The 17924-nt window shown below is 42.4% G+C and carries 16 protein-coding genes; 7 read left to right on the top strand and 9 right to left on the bottom strand.

Going from position 1 to position 17924, the window contains the following annotated elements; genetic code table 11:
• Positions 1-320 precede the first annotated feature (320 nt).
• The 9 genes from CWB78_RS09755 to CWB78_RS09715 form a co-directional block, all read right to left on the bottom strand.
• A complete protein-coding gene (locus tag CWB78_RS09755; RefSeq protein ID WP_010389946.1) occupies positions 321-1199 on the bottom strand; it encodes a LysR family transcriptional regulator in 879 nt (292 codons plus the stop codon).
• 247 nt (positions 1200-1446) lie between these two features.
• The gene (locus tag CWB78_RS09750; RefSeq protein WP_008114705.1) at positions 1447-2103 is read right to left on the bottom strand and encodes a 3-oxoacid CoA-transferase subunit B; all 657 of its coding nucleotides are present in this window, start codon (positions 2101-2103) and stop codon (positions 1447-1449) included.
• A 15-nt stretch (positions 2104-2118) separates the two neighbouring features.
• Positions 2119-2817 carry a CoA transferase subunit A gene (locus tag CWB78_RS09745; protein ID WP_138569626.1) on the bottom strand — a complete coding sequence of 233 codons (699 nt, stop codon included), beginning with the start codon at positions 2815-2817 and terminating at the stop codon, positions 2119-2121.
• A gap of 28 nt (positions 2818-2845) precedes the next feature.
• Positions 2846-3745, bottom strand: a complete 900-nt coding sequence (locus CWB78_RS09740; protein ID WP_008114701.1) for a hydroxymethylglutaryl-CoA lyase — start codon at positions 3743-3745, stop codon at positions 2846-2848.
• 1 nt (position 3746) lies between these two features.
• The gene (locus CWB78_RS09735) at positions 3747-5729 is read right to left on the bottom strand and encodes an acetyl/propionyl/methylcrotonyl-CoA carboxylase subunit alpha (protein WP_138595290.1); all 1983 of its coding nucleotides are present in this window, start codon (positions 5727-5729) and stop codon (positions 3747-3749) included.
• Positions 5730-5737: 8 nt separating this feature from the next.
• A complete protein-coding gene (locus CWB78_RS09730) occupies positions 5738-6508 on the bottom strand; it encodes an enoyl-CoA hydratase/isomerase family protein (RefSeq protein WP_010389950.1) in 771 nt (256 codons plus the stop codon).
• A 12-nt stretch (positions 6509-6520) separates the two neighbouring features.
• Positions 6521-8128: a carboxyl transferase domain-containing protein gene (locus CWB78_RS09725; protein ID WP_010389951.1), complete on the bottom strand. Its 1608-nt coding sequence runs from the start codon at positions 8126-8128 to the stop codon at positions 6521-6523.
• Between the two features lie 9 nt (positions 8129-8137).
• Positions 8138-9313 (bottom strand): isovaleryl-CoA dehydrogenase, encoded by a 1176-nt coding sequence (locus CWB78_RS09720; protein WP_138595288.1) that lies wholly within the window; start codon positions 9311-9313, stop codon positions 8138-8140.
• 35 nt (positions 9314-9348) lie between these two features.
• Positions 9349-9783, bottom strand: coding sequence for a MerR family transcriptional regulator (locus tag CWB78_RS09715; RefSeq protein ID WP_008114692.1), 435 nt, complete (start codon positions 9781-9783; stop codon positions 9349-9351).
• A gap of 329 nt (positions 9784-10112) precedes the next feature.
• Between CWB78_RS09715 and CWB78_RS09710 the strand changes: the two genes are divergently transcribed.
• The 7 genes from CWB78_RS09710 to CWB78_RS09680 all read left to right on the top strand — a co-directional run bounded on the left by CWB78_RS09710 (position 10113) and on the right by CWB78_RS09680 (position 17765).
• Positions 10113-11294: a thiolase family protein gene (locus CWB78_RS09710; protein ID WP_138595286.1), complete on the top strand. Its 1182-nt coding sequence runs from the start codon at positions 10113-10115 to the stop codon at positions 11292-11294.
• 72 nt (positions 11295-11366) lie between these two features.
• Positions 11367-12857 carry a CoA-acylating methylmalonate-semialdehyde dehydrogenase gene (locus CWB78_RS09705; protein WP_076919545.1) on the top strand — a complete coding sequence of 497 codons (1491 nt, stop codon included), beginning with the start codon at positions 11367-11369 and terminating at the stop codon, positions 12855-12857.
• 119 nt (positions 12858-12976) lie between these two features.
• Positions 12977-14134 carry an acyl-CoA dehydrogenase family protein gene (locus tag CWB78_RS09700; RefSeq protein ID WP_138595285.1) on the top strand — a complete coding sequence of 386 codons (1158 nt, stop codon included), beginning with the start codon at positions 12977-12979 and terminating at the stop codon, positions 14132-14134.
• 10 nt (positions 14135-14144) lie between these two features.
• Positions 14145-14924, top strand: a complete 780-nt coding sequence (locus tag CWB78_RS09695; RefSeq protein ID WP_036982737.1) for an enoyl-CoA hydratase — start codon at positions 14145-14147, stop codon at positions 14922-14924.
• Entirely contained in the window at positions 14924-16081 is a 1158-nt protein-coding gene (locus CWB78_RS09690) for an enoyl-CoA hydratase/isomerase family protein (protein WP_138595283.1), read from the top strand. The genes CWB78_RS09695 and CWB78_RS09690 overlap by 1 nt, the downstream gene beginning before the upstream one ends.
• 4 nt (positions 16082-16085) lie before the next feature.
• Positions 16086-16985: a 3-hydroxyisobutyrate dehydrogenase gene (mmsB, locus tag CWB78_RS09685; protein ID WP_138595281.1), complete on the top strand. Its 900-nt coding sequence runs from the start codon at positions 16086-16088 to the stop codon at positions 16983-16985.
• A gap of 9 nt (positions 16986-16994) precedes the next feature.
• Complete coding sequence (locus CWB78_RS09680; protein ID WP_013464908.1) at positions 16995-17765, top strand: SDR family oxidoreductase; 771 nt, start codon at positions 16995-16997, stop codon at positions 17763-17765.
• The last annotated feature ends 159 nt before the right edge of the window (positions 17766-17924 follow it).

Genomic DNA, 17924 nt, shown 5'->3' with positions numbered 1-17924 from the left:
TCACACACAATAAAGATTCTTTTTTACTAGCTCGTTGTTACAAACTAATTAAATTTGGTTTCAGTAACGCGTTTTATTATTTTTGGTCGTTGCTGATTTGTTGAGTTAACTTTAGAGCTTTTACTCAATTTCGACAAGCGATAAAAACAAAACTAATAAGTGAAAAAAACTAATCTATAAATCCAGTCAATAAGAAGTTTCTCAAGTAGTTGATAATGCTGGTTATATTTTATTTTTAGAGGTTTGTGTGAGACACGAAAAAAATATTTTAAAAATGTCGTAAATAATTAAACGCCCATAAAAGGGCGTTTAATGAATAGTCACTTTGTTTGTCTGAAGGTGTTAATTACCCACTTGGCAAACAAGTCGAGCGGGTGGTTTGCCGTACTAGAGCCGTGTTGTACCAAGTAGTATTTATCTTTGGTGGTAAGGGGTTGTTCAAACAGTTTATAAAGCCATTGCTCATCCAGCCAGCTTTGGCTAATTGGCAGAGGAATAAGTGCAATGCCCATTCCTTGCTGCGCCGCTCTTGCTACACCAAACATACTATCTATTTGAATAATTTGTGTTGGTGAAAAGTCATCAATCCCAACTTTTTCTGCCCACTGATGCCAAGCCCAAGGCCGTGCTTTATGCACAATAAGGGGTACTTGATTAAGCGCTTGGCAATGATCGTTTTGCCATTGTTCAAGTAGTTTTTTATTACACGCTGGAATATATTCTAAATTAAATAACTCAGTAGCCAGTCCATCAAGCGGTTTACTTGAAGATAAAATTATAGATAAATCACTTTGGCGAGTTAGTTCTTTGCGCGTTTTGAGGGTATCCATGTGTAAATTAATATTAGGGTGCTCGCTGGTCCATTCACTGAGCTTAGGCATTAACAATTCACTGGCAAAAAATTCGGGCAGGGTAATGGTTAAGTTTACATTTTGTTGTAACTGACTAAATTCATTAATGGTGCTCTCTAGCATATTTATAATTGGATAAATTGCTTCAAAAAAGTTTTTACCTGCAGGCGTTAAACTAATAGATCGAGTTTGTCTTTGAAATAAATCAATGCCTAGCTGCTCTTCTAGCTGTTTAATTTGGTGGCTTACAGCCGAGGGCGTTAAGTAAAGCTCTTTAGCAGCATGTTTAAAACTTAAGCTTTTTGCGGCAAAACAAAAAGAGCGAAGGCCGCGAATAGGTGTTTGCATGGTATCCAGTATAAAGTTATTTCAATCGCCTAGTAATAGGCAATAATTAAACCAAAAATAAAAACTAACTATATCAGCAATTTATTTATTTTATTAGGTCGAATTCACCTAAGTGGTGCGTTAAATTGTCACTATAGTGCAAAAACTAAAATATAGACAAAAAAAATCCCTCTTACGAGGGATTTTGGGTAACTCAGCGCCATTGGCACTGGGAATGAGGTCGGTACAGAGTGAAATTATGAGTGGTTTAAAACACCATCTCAGGAATATCACCATTAACAAGCAATTTACCTGCCGTTTTGCTAATAATTTCATCAACTGATACGCCTGGTGCGCGTTCTAGTAAATGAAATGCGCCGTCTTTTACTTCTAGAACGGCTAAATCAGTAACTATTTTTTTTACACAGTTAACGCCCGTTAGCGGTAACGTACAGCTTTCTAATAACTTAGAGTCGCCGTGTTTACTGGCATGGGTCATGGTAACAATAATGTTTTTTGCACCTGCGACTAAATCCATCGCTCCGCCCATGCCTTTAATTAATTTTTTAGGGATCATCCATGAGGCTATAGAACCGTTTTGGTCTACCTCAAACGCGCCCAGAACGGTTAAGTCTACATGACCACCCCGTATCATGGCAAAACTATCTGCACTATTAAATATAGCTGCACCGGTAGCTGCCGTCACGGTTTCTTTACCTGCGTTGATCATATCCGCATCAACAGTGGCTTTAGTAGGGTATTCGCCCATGCCTAAAAGACCATTTTCGGACTGTAGCATAACTTCTATGCCATCGGGTACATAGTTTGCGACGAGTGTCGGAATACCAATGCCCAAATTAACATAAAACCCATCTTGTAACTCTTGAGCTACGCGCATTGCGACTTGTTCACGTGATAATGCCATTGTTAGTGCTCCTGCTTAATCTCGTGTGGTAACACGTTCAATGCGTTTTTCAAAGTTACCTTTTATAACGCGGTTAACAAAAATTCCTGGCGTATGTATTTGGCTTGGCTCCAGTTCGCCTGGCTCAACAATTTCTTCTACTTCTGCAACGGTAATTTTACCCGCAGTAGCCGCCATTGGATTGAAGTTCATGGCTGTATGACGAAATACTAAGTTGCCGTAGCGATCCGCTTTCCATGCTTTTACAATAGCGAATTCACCGGTAATTGACTCTTCTAAAATATAAGGGCGACCGTTAAACTCTTTTACTTCTTTACTCTCAGCAACCGGTGTGCCATAACCTGTGGCTGTGTAAAAAGCAGGTATTCCTGCACCACCAGCACGCATTTTTTCAGCAAGAGTACCTTGTGGCGTAAGTTCTACATCAATCTCGCCACTGAGTAGCTGCTGTTCAAACAAGGCATTTTCGCCAACGTATGAGGCGACCACTTTTTTAATTTGCTTGTCGTGCAGTAACAGCCCTAAACCAAAGTCATCAACACCACAGTTATTGGAAACAACGGTTAATTCTTTAGTTTGCATTTTTTTAATTTGGGCAATTAGACCCTCAGGGATACCACATAAGCCAAAACCACCGGCTATTATTGTATCGCCGTCTTTTAAACCTTCCATTGCAGCTTCATAACTAGAAACTACTTTATCAAAACCGGCCATGAGTCACTCCTCATTCTGTGCTATTTAATTATTGTGCGTGTAATGCTGCAGAAACCTTGCTAGCAGGTTGTTTGTTCAGTGCACTCGTAATTTGCCAACCTGCCTCAGCAAGCCTTTGTAAATCAATTCCATGCTCAATGCCAAGTCCTTGCAGTAAGTATACAACATCTTCGGTGGCAACATTTCCTGACGCGCCTTTGGCATATGGGCAGCCACCAAGGCCGGCAACAGCACTGTCAACCGTTGCTATACCAAGGTTTAGCGCAGCGTAAATATTTGTGAGCGCTTGCCCGTATGTGTCATGAAAATGTACAGCAAGTTTAGATTTATCAATATGTTTAAGTAGCAATGTAAGTAGCTCTATTACTTTAGCGGGTGTGCCAACACCTATGGTGTCACCTAGGCTAATTTCATAACAGCCCATTTTTAAGAGTTTAGCAGCAACAGCCAGTACAGTATGAGGGTCAACATCTCCCTCATACGGGCAACCTAACACACAACTTACATAACCGCGTACGCGAATGTTATGCGCCTTTGCAAAAGCCATAACTTCACTAAAACGCGCCAAACTTTGCTCAATAGAGCAGTTAATATTTTTTTGGCAAAATGCTTCGCTCGCTGCGGTAAATATTGCAAATTCTTTAATACCTACAGCATCTGCTGCCTCTGCCCCTTTTAAATTAGGGGTAAGGGCACTGAGATTAACCTCAGGTAAATTAAGTGCGCTTATTACTTCACTAGAGTCTGCCATTTGTGGCACCCATTTAGGTGAGACAAACGCACCAGCTTCTATGTCTTTTATGCCTGCAGCGGCGAGTGCGTTAATAAGCGTTATTTTATCAGCAGTTTCTACAGCGGCTTCATTTTGAAGTCCATCTCTGGCGCCCACTTCAACAATGCGCACTGCTTTAGGTAATAATGAACTCATATTAAGCGGGTTCCTCTGCAGTTGTGTCTTCAACTATGGCCAGTAAAGCGCCATGGCTTACCAGTTCACCCTCAGCAAAACAGTAACTTTTTAATACGCCATCATGTGGGGCATTAAGCGTGTATTCCATTTTCATTGCTTCAATTATAACCACTGCATCGCCTTTAGTAATAGTGCTTCCCACCTCTAACAAGTGTTTAACTACAGTACCATTAAGTGGCGCAGCAAGAGGTAATGCCTCATTTTCATGTGAGCTGATGAAATGTTTATCAACACATTCAAACTTAGTTTGCAGTGCTTGGTTCATTACAGTAATGGCATTATCAACGTGGCTAACATGCGCAGTGTGTTTAGCGCCATTAATCGATACGTTGCAGTAGCCATTAGTTAACTCACCTTGCACTTCAAAGGTGTTGTTATTAATGGTCATGCTATAGCCCTGCGCGGTTTTTATTGCGTTTAAGGGGGTATCGCTAAATGGAATGTTAACTTGTTGCGGCGCATTTAAACTAAACCCATGTAATTGTTGCCATGGATTTGCACTACTTGTATTACTACCAAGTGATGCTAAATACGCAAAACCTGCAATTAAGCGGCTAGTTTGTAATAAAGACGGGTCAATAGTAACTAACGCTTCACCTTGCTCTGCAATAAAGTGGGTGCTTGGAGCACCTTGTTTAAAGCGTGGATGAATCGCTAAATTATATAAAAAGCTGATATTAGTGCTAAATCCGGCTAAATGAAATTGTGTTAATGCTTGTTGTAAACGCGAAAGTGCTTGGTCGCGGTTATCATCATGAACAATCAGTTTGGCAATCATTGGATCGTAATACGGGCTTATTTCATCACCTTGGGCAATACCAGTATCAATACGAACATATTCACTGTTAGCGGGCGTATATAGTGCCTCAATAGTGCCAGAGCACGGAATAAAGTCATTACTTGGATCTTCAGCGTAAATACGTGCTTCAAAGCTGTGGCCTTGTAGCTGAATATCTGCTTGCGCTAAAGGTAACGCTAAACCACTGGCTACATTAATTTGCCAATTAACTAAATCAACGCCGGTGACCATTTCACTCACTGGGTGCTCTACTTGCAAGCGAGTATTCATTTCCATGAAAAAGAACTCATCACCACAGAGTAAAAATTCCACAGTGCCAGCGCCTCGGTAGTCAATTGCTAGGGCACATCTTACCGCGGCTTCGCCCATTTCTTTTCGCAATGAGTCTGATAAACCGGGGGCAGGCGCTTCTTCAATCACTTTTTGATGCCGACGCTGCAATGAACAATCACGATCACCTAAATACACACAGTTGCCATAGTTATCAGCAAATACTTGCACTTCAACATGGCGTGGTTGGTCAACATAACGCTCAAGCAAAACCAGATCATTACCAAAACCGGCAGTAGCTTCACGTTTAGCACCTTCTAATGCGCTTATAAACTCACTGGCTTTTGAAACTATACGCATGCCCTTACCACCGCCACCAAAGGCCGCTTTGATAAGCACAGGGTAGCCAATTTTTTCAGCCTCAGCTTGTAAAAAACTAGGGTCTTGTTTATCGCCATAATAACCTGGCACCAAAGGAACATTAGCGGCTGCCATAATTTCTTTTGCACGGGTTTTAGAGCCCATAGCTTCTATGCTACTTGCTGGTGGCCCAATAAAGGCAATGTTATTGGCTTCACAAACATTAGCAAATTCGCTGTTTTCAGATAAAAATCCATAACCAGGGTGAATACAATCGGCGCCACTCATTTTGGCAACGTTAAGTATTTTATCTGCAACTAGGTATGAGTCTTTACTCGGCGCTGCACCAATATGGTAGGCTTCATCAGCCATTTTCACATGTTGAGCGTTTTTATCTGCATCTGAATAAACCGCAACTGTGGTCAAGCCCATTTGCTTTGCTGTTCGCATAATACGACAAGCAATCTCTCCGCGATTAGCAATCAGAATTTTTTGTAAGTGTACTGTGTTCATAATGCGTCCTAGAGTTGCCATTGGGGAGGGCGTTTTTCAAAAAAGGCAGTTAGACCTTCTTGACCTTCGTCTGATACACGAATTTTGGCTATACGTTCTGCAGTGAGCGCAATTATTTCGTTATCGATTTCTTTGTTTGCCACATCATTAATAAGCGCTTTAGCTGCTTTAACCGCTACCGGGCCATTATCTATCAGCGTTTGTAGTAGGTTATCGAGTGCACAGTCTAAATTCCCTGTAATTTGGTGAACTAGCCCCAGCTGTTTGGCCGTATGCGCATCAAATACTTCAGCCGTTAAAAAGTAACGACGAGCAGCGCGCTCACCAATAGCTTTTATTACATAAGGGCTAATAACAGCAGGAATTAAGCCTAATTTAACTTCACTTAAACAAAATTGGGCGTCATCTTTGCTGAGCGCAATATCACAGCAAGCAATTAATCCCAATGCGCCACCAAATGCTGCGCCTTGTACCGCACAAATAGTAGGGTGTGGGCTTTGCGCTAAAACTTGCATTAGCTTAGCCAGCTGCATCGAATCGGCCAAATTATCGTTATAGTTGTTATCTGCCATCGATTTCATCCAGGCTAAATCGGCACCGGCTGAAAAGTGTTTACCCTCAGTTTTTAAAACTAGGGCACGAATATCGAGCGTATTAGCATGTTCAATACATTGAATAAGCTCATGGATAACGTCGCTATTAAAGGCATTGCGTTTTTCTGGGCGACTTAAAACAAGTACAGCCACATTAGATTTTGTTATTTGTAGTGTTACTGACATTTTAAGCTCCCATTACATTCTAAATACGCCAAATTTTGATTCACGCTCAGGAGCATTTTTAGCTGCGCTAAGTGCAAGCCCTAGAACATTGCGTGTATCAGCAGGGTCAATAATGCCATCATCCCACAAACGGGCACTGGCATAATAAGGATGACCTTGCTGTTCGTATTGATCGATGATTGGCTTTTTAAAATCGCTGATTTGTTGCTCGCTCATGCTTTCGCCTTTGCGGGCTAAACCATCTTGTTTTACTTGCGCCATTACACCAGCGGCTTGTTCTCCACCCATAACCGAAATACGGGCATTTGGCCACATCCACATCATGGTCGGTTCAAATGCGCGGCCACACATACCATAGTTACCTGCACCGTATGAGCCACCGATTAAAATAGTAAATTTGGGTACGTCGGCACACGATACCGCCATCACCATTTTAGCGCCGTGTTTAGCAATGCCTTCAGACTCGTATTTTTTACCGACCATAAAGCCAGTAATATTTTGTAAAAATACCAGTGGAATGTTGCGCTGAGCGCATAATTGAATAAAGTGCGCGCCTTTTTGCGCTGACTCACTAAATAAAATACCGTTGTTGGCTACTATGCCTACGGGATGACCATAAATGCTGGCAAAACCTGTTACCAGTGTTTCACCAAAGTAGCGTTTAAATTCATCAAACGATGAGTCATCAACAGTACGTGCAATGACCTCACGGACATCAAATGGCTTTTTAAGATCAGTACCGACAATGCCGTAAAGTTCGTTAATATCATAACGAGGGGCTTTTACTTCTTCTAGTAATGGTGAGGTAGGGCGCGAATAGTTAATTCGTTCAATACACTGGCGAGCAATCGACAACGCATGAGCATCGTTTTCAGCGTAATGATCGGCCACACCTGATGTTTTACAGTGTACATCGGCGCCACCAAGCTCTTCTGCAGTAACTACTTCACCGGTGGCAGCTTTTACCAGCGGCGGACCAGCTAAAAAGATAGTGCCTTGCTCTTTTACAATAATACTTTCATCGGCCATAGCAGGAACATACGCGCCACCTGCAGTACATAACCCCATAACCACAGCAATTTGTGGAATGCCTTTACCCGACATACGCGCTTGGTTGTAAAAAATGCGACCAAAATGCAGTTTATCAGGGAATACGTCGTCTTGCTCAGGTAAGTTTGCGCCACCTGAGTCAACTAAATAAATACACGGTAAATGACAACGTTCGGCGATGTCTTGAGCGCGTAAATGCTTTTTAACAGTCAGCGGGAAATAGGTGCCGCCTTTTACTGTAGCATCATTAGCAATCACCATACATTCAACGCCTTTAACGCGACCAATACCTGCAACCACACCGGCACAAGGAATATCTTGTTCATAAACGCCAAAGGCAGCAAATTGCGATATTTCTAAAAATGGCGAGCCTTCATCTAGCAAAGTGGTAATACGGTCGCGGACAAACAATTTACCACGGCCTTCATGGCGCTCTTTTAAAGCAGCACCACCGCCTAAACGTATTGTTGCTGCTTTACTGCGTAAATCATCCACTAGCGCCGACATGTTGTTGTGATTTTGCACAAAATTTGGATCATGCGGATTAACGCTCGATTTTAAAATCGTCATAACTAATCCTTAGCGGCTTTCAGTGAATAATTCGCGACCAATTAACATACGGCGTATTTCTGAGGTGCCTGCACCAATTTCATATAATTTTGCATCACGCAGCAAGCGACCTGTTGCGTATTCATTTATATAACCATTACCGCCTAAAATTTGAATTGCGTCTAATGCCATTTTAGTTGCAAGCTCAGCAGCATATAAAATTGCGCCAGCAGCGTCTTTACGGGTGGTTTCGCCGCGATCACATGCTTTTGCTACTGTGTACACATATGAGCGAGCTGCGTTCATTTGTGTATACATATCAGCAATTTTGCCTTGTATTAACTGAAATTGACCAATAGGGCTGTCAAATTGCTTACGCTCATGGATGTAAGGCACCACAATATCCATACACGCTTGCATTATGCCAAGTGGGCCGGCCGCTAAAACAACACGTTCATAATCAAGGCCACTCATAAGTACCTTAACGCCTTCGTTTAAGTTACCTAAAATATTTTCTTCGGGTACTTCACAGTTTTCAAATACCAATTCACAGGTATTTGAACCACGCATGCCGAGTTTGTCGAGCTTTTGTGCGGTTGAAAAACCAGGGAAAGTTTTTTCTACAATAAAGGCCGTAATCCCTTTAGCACCGGCGCTTAAATCTGTTTTTGCATAAATAACCAGCGTATCTGCGTCAGGGCCATTAGTGATCCACATTTTATTACCGTTTAAAATGTACTTATCGCCTTTTTTCTCTGCTTTGAGTTTCATAGAAACAACATCAGAGCCCGCATTAGGTTCACTCATAGCCAGCGCACCAATGTGCTCGCCACTAATTAGTTTAGGTAAGTATTTTTCTTTTTGTGCTTGTGAACCATTACGGTTTATTTGATTAACACACAGGTTAGAATGCGCACCGTAACTTAAACCAATAGAGGCACTTGCACGGCTAATTTCTTCCATGGCAATAACGTGCTCTAAATAGCCTAAGCCAGCACCACCAAACTCTTCATCCACGGTCATGCCAAGCACGCCCATTTCACCCATTTGCGGCCAAAGTTCATTGGGGAACGCATTATCAAGGTCAGTTTTTTCAGCTAGTGGGGCAATTTCTTGACTGGCAAAGCTGTTTACGTGACTGCGGATCATATCTGCAGTTTCGCCAAGGCCAAAGTTCATTTCTTTATATAGTGAAATAGTGCTCATGATTAATTCCTGTGTGTTGATGACGTTATTATATTTTATTCATCTATTTTGCTAAGCGTGTCGCGACAGCGACGTTCAGCGGTGACAAGTTCCATAAGAACCACTTTAATGTCATCCATCTGTTGTGAAAGATCGGCTTTTTTCTCACTGATAAGGTCAAGCATAGTAACTAACTGTTTTGCACTTGATTTATCAGCATCATACAGTTCAAACAAACGACCTGTTTCAGCTAAGGTGAAACCTAAACGTTTACCGCGCAGTATTAGCTTAAGGCGTACCTTGTCGCGCTTTGAGTAAATACGTGTTTGACCATTGCGCTCTGGTGATATTAACCCTTGGTCTTCGTAAAAACGGATAGAGCGGGTGGTAATATCAAATTCTTTAGCCAATTCACTAATGCTAAAAGTTTGTTCGTTTTTAGCCGGCTCGTTGGCTGAATTTGCAAAGTTTGTTTGATTATCTGATTTCATTGTAATGTTTACCTCATTCGAATAACTCCAATATAAGTGAAGTTTACGTAAAGGTAAAGTGCGATCTGGTTGTTATACTTTAGACGTATAAAATAAAAGCGGAAATGCAGCAGAAGTTGAGTGTTTATAAACGTTATAAGCCAGTTAGACAGTATGTAATAAATTTTTAGCAAGCTAACTTTACAGTTTTTACACTAATTAGAAAGTTGATTTTAGATTTACGTTGGCGTAAACGTAAATTTTATGTATGCTCGTATTTATCAGATTAGTTTAAACATTAAGCTAAACATAATAAAACATGTTTGCGTTAATTGAAAATGGAGCCTTTTATGTCTTTCGAAAGCGTTGTAATTGTAGCAGCAAAACGCACCCCAATGGGTGGATTTATGGGCGCACTAAGTGATGCGCAGTCTACCGAATTAGGTGCTACGGCCATTGCAGGCGCACTTGCTCAAACGGGTTTAAGCAATGATGCAATTGATGAAGTAATTATGGGCTGCGTATTACCAGCCGGTTTAGGCCAAGCACCTGCGCGTCAAGCAATGCTTAAAGCAGGGCTTGCACTAAGCACCGGCGCTACCACTATTAATAAAGTATGTGGCTCTGGATTAAAAGCAGCGATGTTAGCGAATGACCTTATTAAAGCAGGTTCTATTGAATCAGCAATCGCTGGTGGTATGGAAAGCATGACCAATGCACCTTACTTTATTCCTAAAGCCCGTGGCGGTATGCGTATGGGACATGGCGAAATTAAAGATCACATGATGAGTGATGGCCTAGAAGACGCCTACGACAATAAAGCAATGGGATGCTTTGCTCAAGATACAGCCGATGAATATGGTATTGGTCGTGAGCAAATGGATACGTTTGCACTGGGTTCATTAAGTAAAGCAAACGCAGCCATAGACAATGGGTGGTTTGATAACGAGATTACTCCGCACACTATTAAAACGCGTAAAGGCGATGTCACGATTTCAATTGATGAGCAACCTGGCAACGCACGTCCTGAAAAAATTCCAAGCTTAAGAGCTGCATTTAAAAAAGACGGCACTATTACTGCCGCTAATTCATCGTCTATTTCAGATGGTGGTGCTGCGCTAATACTAATGAGCGAATCAAAAGCAAAAGCTGAGGGTTTAACACCACTTTGTAAAATTGTTGCTCACAGTACTCACTCTCAAAAACCAAGTGAATTTACCGTAGCCCCAGTGGGCGCAATGAACAGCGTTCTTGAAAAAGCTGGCTGGACAACGGCCGATGTTGATTTATGGGAAATTAATGAAGCGTTTGCCATGGTCACTATGCTGGCTATTAACGAATTAAAGCTCGATGAAAGCAAAGTAAACGTCAATGGTGGTGCGTGTGCACTAGGCCACCCAATTGGTGCTAGTGGCGCACGTATTTTAGTAACACTTATTCATGCGCTTAAAAACCGAGGCCTCAAAAAAGGCGTTGCCTCTTTGTGTATAGGTGGCGGTGAAGCCGTTGCTATGGCAGTCGAAGCACTTTAACTGATAACAAAGCCGTAGTAACTATAACAATCACAGCGCTGCGGCAATTAAATTGACTCAATAGGATTTATTATGCACCAAGTACCTTTACTAATTAACGGCGAGTTCGTTCAGTCAACGTCAAATGAATTAATTGATGTTGTAAACCCAGCTAATCAAGAAGTGCTCGCGCAAGTGCCATGCGCTACAGACGCAGAGATGGATGCGGCGATTGCATCAGCAAGCGAAACATTTAAAACGTGGAAAGATGTGCCTATTACTGAGCGTGCGCGCATTATGATGAAATACGCGGCGCTATTAAAAGAAAACCATGATGAACTAGCCACTATTATTTGTCATGAGCTAGGCAAAACGTTTGAAGATGCAAAAGGTGATGTGTGGCGTGGTATAGAGGTAGTTGAACAAGCTGCTAATGCGCCGTCGTTAATGATGGGTGAAACCATGGAAAACGTAGCGCGTAAAATCGATACGTATTCTTACATGCAACCACTGGGTGTGTGTGCAGGTATTACACCATTTAACTTTCCAGCAATGATCCCATTGTGGATGTTCCCACTGGCAATTGTGTGTGGTAACACCTTTATTTTAAAACCGTCTGAGCAAGATCCACTTACTCCTATGCGCTTAGCTGAGCTATTTATTGAAGCCGGTGCACCTAAAGGCGTGTTACAAGTTGTGCACGGTACTAAACCACAAGTAGACCGCTTATTAGAAGACAAAGCCGTACGTGCTATCTCATTTGTGGGTTCATGTGGTGTAGGTGCCTATATTTACTCTAAAGGCACACAAAACTTAAAACGTGTTCAAGCGTGTGTTGGCGCTAAAAACCACATGGTAATTATGCCTGATGCGAGTAAATCGCATGTTGTTAATAATCTTGTGGGTGCCTCTGTAGGTGCGGCAGGTCAGCGCTGTATGGGTATTTCAGTGGCGGTATTTGTTGGTCAAGCAAAAGACTGGGTTGATGAAATTAAAGCAGGCTTTGAAGGTGTACGCCCAGGTGTTTGGGATGATGCAGACGCGGCTTATGGCCCACAAACATCGCCTGCTGCAAAAGCACGTATTTTATCACTGATTGCCGATGGTAAAGCACAAGGCGCTACCTGTTTAATTGATGGCTCTGACTTTAGCGTTGAAGGTTACGAGCAAGGTAACTGGGTAGGTCCTACATTATTTACTGATGTAACCAAAGATATGAACTTGTACAAAGAAGAGATTTTTGGTCCAGTATTGGCGTGTATGTTTGTTGATACCCTTGAAGAAGCCATTGCGCTTATTAACGAAAGCCCTTACGGCAACGGTACCTCACTATTTACCTCAAGTGGTGCGGCTGCGCGTAAATTCCAACACGAAATTGAAGTAGGCCAAGTGGGTATTAATGTGCCAATTCCTGTGCCTTTACCATTTTTCTCGTTCACGGGTTGGAAAGGCTCATTCTACGGCGATACTCACACGTATGGTAAACAAGGTATTCGTTTTTACACAGAAACCAAAACCATTACTTCTCGCTGGTTTGAAGATGATATCGCTTCAGGCCCAAATATGAGTATTAATCTTAAGTAACATTTTAACCGCATAATCAATAAAAAAGAGGGGCACAACACACAATGTTGTCGCTCCTCACTAATAACTCCCGTTATGGGATGCACCGACAACAAACAAAACACAACAAGAGGTCTACCATGGACTTTAACTTATCTGAAGATCAACAAGCTTTTGCGCAAACGGCGCGCCAATTCGCAGAATCTGAACTAGCACCACATGCAGCTAAGTGGGATCGCGAACATATTTTCCCAAAAGACACCATTAAAGCCGCTGGTGAGCTTGGTTTTTGTGGCTTATACACGCCAGAAGAAGCCGGTGGTTTAGGTTTATCTCGTTTAGATTCAAGCATTATTTTTGAGCAACTTGCACTGGGTTGTACAGCTACTACGGCTATGCTGACCATTCATAATATGGCAACCTGGATGATCGCAAGCTTTGGTACCGATGCAGTAAAAGACAAATACGTTGAGCAATTGGTAATGGGTGAATTACTGGCATCGTACTGTTTAACTGAGCCAGGCTCTGGCTCTGATGCTGCGTCATTAAAAACTAAAGCAGTTCGGGATGGCGATGAGTATGTTATTAACGGCTCAAAAATGTTTATTTCTGGCGCCGGTGAAACAGAAATTTTAGTGGTAATGGCACGTACAGGGGCTGATGGCCCAAGTGGCATTTCAGCGTTTGTTGTACCAGCAGATGCCAAAGGTATTGAGTACGGCAAAGCAGAAGAAAAAATGGGTTGGAACGCACAACCAACACGCTTAATTAGTTTTGAAGATGTACGAATTCCGGTTGCAAACTTATTAGGTCAAGAAGGCGAAGGCTTTAAGTTTGCCATGCAAGGCTTAGATGGCGGGCGTATTAATATTGCAACTTGTTCTATTGGTACTGCACAAGCGGCACTTAATACCGCACGTGAATATTTAAAAGAGCGTACCCAGTTTGGTAAGCCATTGGCAGCATTTCAAGCGCTACAATTTAAAATTGCCGATATGAATACCGAGCTTGTAGCAGCGCGCCAAATGGTACGACTCGCGGCGTTTAAACTTGATACTAACGACAGTGAAAAAACTACTTATTGTGCTATGGCTAAACGCTTTGCAACCGATGTTGGTTTTACTGTGTGTAACGATGCGCTGCAAATTCATGGTGGCTACGGTTACATTAAAGAGTACCCACTTGAACGCCACGTACGCGATGTACGTGTTCATCAAATTTTAGAAGGCACTAACGAAATTATGCGCGTGATTATTGCGCGTCGTATCTTAGCCGAATCAGCCAGCGAAGTTTTATAAGGAGATTAGTATGTCAAATCCTAGCATTGAGTTAACTATTGAAGGCCATGTAGCTATTTTAACTATGTCGAATCCGCCAGCGAATACCTGGACGAAAGACACCTTAGTGGCGCTTAAAGACACAGTTAATCAGCTCAACACCAATAAAAATATTTATGCATTAGTACTGACTGGTGAAGGCGAGAAGTTTTTTAGTGCCGGTGCCGACCTAAATGTATTTGCCAGTGGCGATAAAGGTGTAGCTGCAGATATGTCATGTGTATTTGGTGAAGCGTTTGAAGCGTTAACTAATTTTAGAGGCGTGTCGGTTGCAGCTATTAATGGTTATGCAATGGGGGGCGGGCTTGAAGTAGCGCTTGCTTGTGATATTCGTATTGCCGAAGAGCAAGCACAAATGGCATTGCCTGAAGCAAAAGTGGGTTTATTACCCTGTGCTGGTGGAACGCAAAACTTAGCATGGCTAGTGGGTGAAGGCTGGGCAAAACGTATGATTTTATGCGGTGAACGCTTAAAAGCCGATAAAGCGCTGCAAATTGGCTTAGTGGAAGAAGTAGTTGCACAAGGTGAAAGCTTTGCTGCAGCACTAAAACTGGCAAACCAAGTGGCAGAGCAAAGCCCATCGTCGGTTGCTGCATGTAAAACGCTGATTCAAAAAGGGCGTCATCAGCCAATGGCGAATGCATTGCCACTGGAGCGAGAGCTGTTTGTTGGTTTATTTGATACCGAAGATCAGCAAGAGGGCGTGAACGCCTTTTTAGAAAAACGCAAAGCTAATTGGGTGAATGGCTAATGAGTGAATTAACCCGTTTAAATTCAGCTGATGCTGCCGTGATATTTGAAACGGTAACCACAGACAATGGCCGACTCATTGGTTTTGCTACGCTTAACGCGCCTAAGTCATTAAACGCGTTAAATTTTGAGATGATCAGCTTGCTCGAGCCACAACTACAGCAATGGGACAAAGACGATAACATTGCATTAGTGGTTCTTAAAGGCGCAGGTGAAAAAGCATTTTGTGCCGGTGGCGATGTAGTGAGCTTGCACACAGCAATGAGTGAAGGTAAACCGAGCTCATTGGTTGAAGAGTTTTTTACTCAAGAGTATCAGCTCGATTACCTAATTCATTGCTACAACAAACCCATTTTAGTCTGGGGTAACGGTATTGTAATGGGCGGCGGTTTAGGTTTAATGGCCGGTGCCAGTCACCGTGTTGTTACCGAAACATCACGCATTGCCATGCCAGAGCAAACCATTGGGCTTTACCCTGATGTAGGCGGCAGTTATTTTTTACATAAAATGCCCGCCCATGTTGGTTTGTTTTTAGGGCTGACCTCGGCATCTATAAATTGTGAAGACGCTAAGCTTGTATCGCTTGCCGACCACTTTGTAAATGCCGATAAATACCCAGAGCTTGTTGAAGCGTTACTCAATACTAAATGGGGTAAAACAGCAAGTTTAAACCACGATAAGCTAAGTAACTTGCTTATTGAGTTAGATAACAACTCTAGCCGTATGCCTAAAGGCAATTTAAAAGCCAACTTATCGCTAATTCAAAAGTTAGGCGAGTTTGACACGTTACAGCAGCAGGTAGATTACATTTTAAACCTAACCACAGATGACAAATGGCTACAACGTGCACAAAAATCGTTGGCGCATGGTTGTCCATTAAGTTGTGCTTTAGTGAGTGAGCAGCTTAAACACAGCAAAGGCAAAAACTTAGCTGACTGTTTTAAAATGGAATTAGGCATGTCGGTTCGTGCTGGCGAAGTGGGCGAGTTTCAAGAGGGTGTACGTGCCTTACTAATCGATAAAGACGGTACACCACAGTGGCAATTTAAAACCTTAGCTAATGTGCCAAGCGAAGTAGTAGAGAGCTTTTTTGCAAATCGCTTTGGCGAGCAACATCCGCTAGAGCCGTACTTTTCACAACTAAATTTACAAGGGTAAAGCGATGAGTAAACTTAATATAGGATTTATTGGTTTAGGTAACATGGGCGGCCCAATGGCAGCAAACTTAGTTAAAGCAGGCCACAGTGTGCGCGTTTTTGACTTAAGTGCAGAGGCCGTTAAAGAGCTTGTGAATCATGGGGCTTGTGCGGCGCAAAGCGCCAGTGACTGTGCGCACGAGGCTGATGTGCTAATTAGCATGCTACCGGCAAGCAAACATGTTAAATCACTTTATTTAGGCACAGACGAGCAATCGGGTTTAATTAAAGTACTGAGTAAAAGTACCTTAGTGATTGATTGTTCAACCATAGATGCACAATCGGCTCGTGATGTAGGCCATGCCCTTGGCGAGCAAGGCATTGCGTTTGTTGATGCACCTGTATCGGGTGGTGTAGCAGGGGCAACAGCGGGTACGCTTACGTTTATTGTTGGTGGTGAGCAAGCTGCATTCGATAAAGCCAATACTGTATTAATCGATATGGGTAAAAACATTTTCCATGCCGGTGCTATTGGCGCAGGGCAAGTTGCTAAAATATGTAACAATATGCTGTTGAGTATTTTAATGGCAGGCACCAGTGAAGCCATTCAAATGGGAATTAATAACGGCCTCGATGCAAAAGTACTCAGCGATATAATGAGCGCAAGCTCGGGTCGTAACTGGACGTTAGAGCTTTATAACCCCTGCCCAGGTGTTATGGAAACCGCACCAGCTAGTAACGACTATAAACCCGGCTTTATGGTTGATTTAATGGCTAAAGACTTAGGCCTTGCTATGGAAGCGGCTCAGCAGAGTAATTCACTGACGCCAATGGGCTCAATGGCTAAAAATTTATACACTATGATGCAGCACCAAGGTGCAGGCAGTGATGATTTTAGTGCCATTTTTAAATTGTTTTCGAAGTAGGAAAGTATCGTGGAAATAAAAAATAATACCGTAGTTATTACCGGCGGCGCACAAGGCTTAGGTTTTGCAATGGCGCAAAAGTTTGCCTTAATGGGCGCTAATATTGCCTTAATTGATATGGCGCAAGCCCAGTTAAATGAAGCAACCGAGCAGCTATCTGCATTAGCAGGCGTAACAGGCACTATTAAAGGCTACAGCGCTAATGTAACCGTTGAGAGCGAAGTTGAAGACGTATTTAATACCATTAACAGTGACTTTGGTCATATTGGGGTATTAATTAATAACGCCGGCATTTTACGCGATGGCATGTTTATAAAAGCCAAAGACGGCAAAGTGGTTAAAAAAATGTCGCTTGAACAATTTCAATCAGTGATTGACGTAAACCTAACAGGCGTATTTTTAGCAGGGCGCGAAGCGGCAAGCCACATGATTGAATCTGGGAAAGGCGGCGTAATTGTAAATATGTCAAGCGTAGCGCGTGCGGGTAATATTGGCCAAACTAACTATGCTGCCTCAAAAGCAGGTGTTGTGGCATTAACCACTACATGGGCTAAAGAGCTTGGCCGTTTTGGTATTCGCGTTGGCGCCATTGCCCCAGGTGTTATTAGCACCGCAATGACCGATGTAATGAAGCCAGAAGCTAAACAGCGCATGCTAGCAGTAACACCAGTAGGGCGCTTAGGTGAAACCGCTGAAATTGCTCATACTGCTCAGTATATTATCGAAAACGACTTTTTTACTGGCCGTGTAGTAGAGATAGACGGCGGTATTCGTTTGTAAACTAATGTTTATAAACGTATGAGTGTTAGTTGATTAAAAAGCACAGCCTTTTGGGTTGTGCTTTTTTTGTTTTAAAGCGCACCATTATAATTTAATCATGGTTAGGAACAGAGATTTAATAAACGATATTGAACTTAAAAGGATGCTGTGTATATAGAC

This window comes from Pseudoalteromonas sp. S1612 (assembly GCF_005887175.1).
GTDB classification, from domain to species: Bacteria; Pseudomonadota; Gammaproteobacteria; order Enterobacterales; family Alteromonadaceae; genus Pseudoalteromonas; species Pseudoalteromonas undina.
The sequence above is the reverse complement of the archived record's forward strand: the minus strand, read 5'-3'. Positions and strand labels throughout refer to the sequence as shown.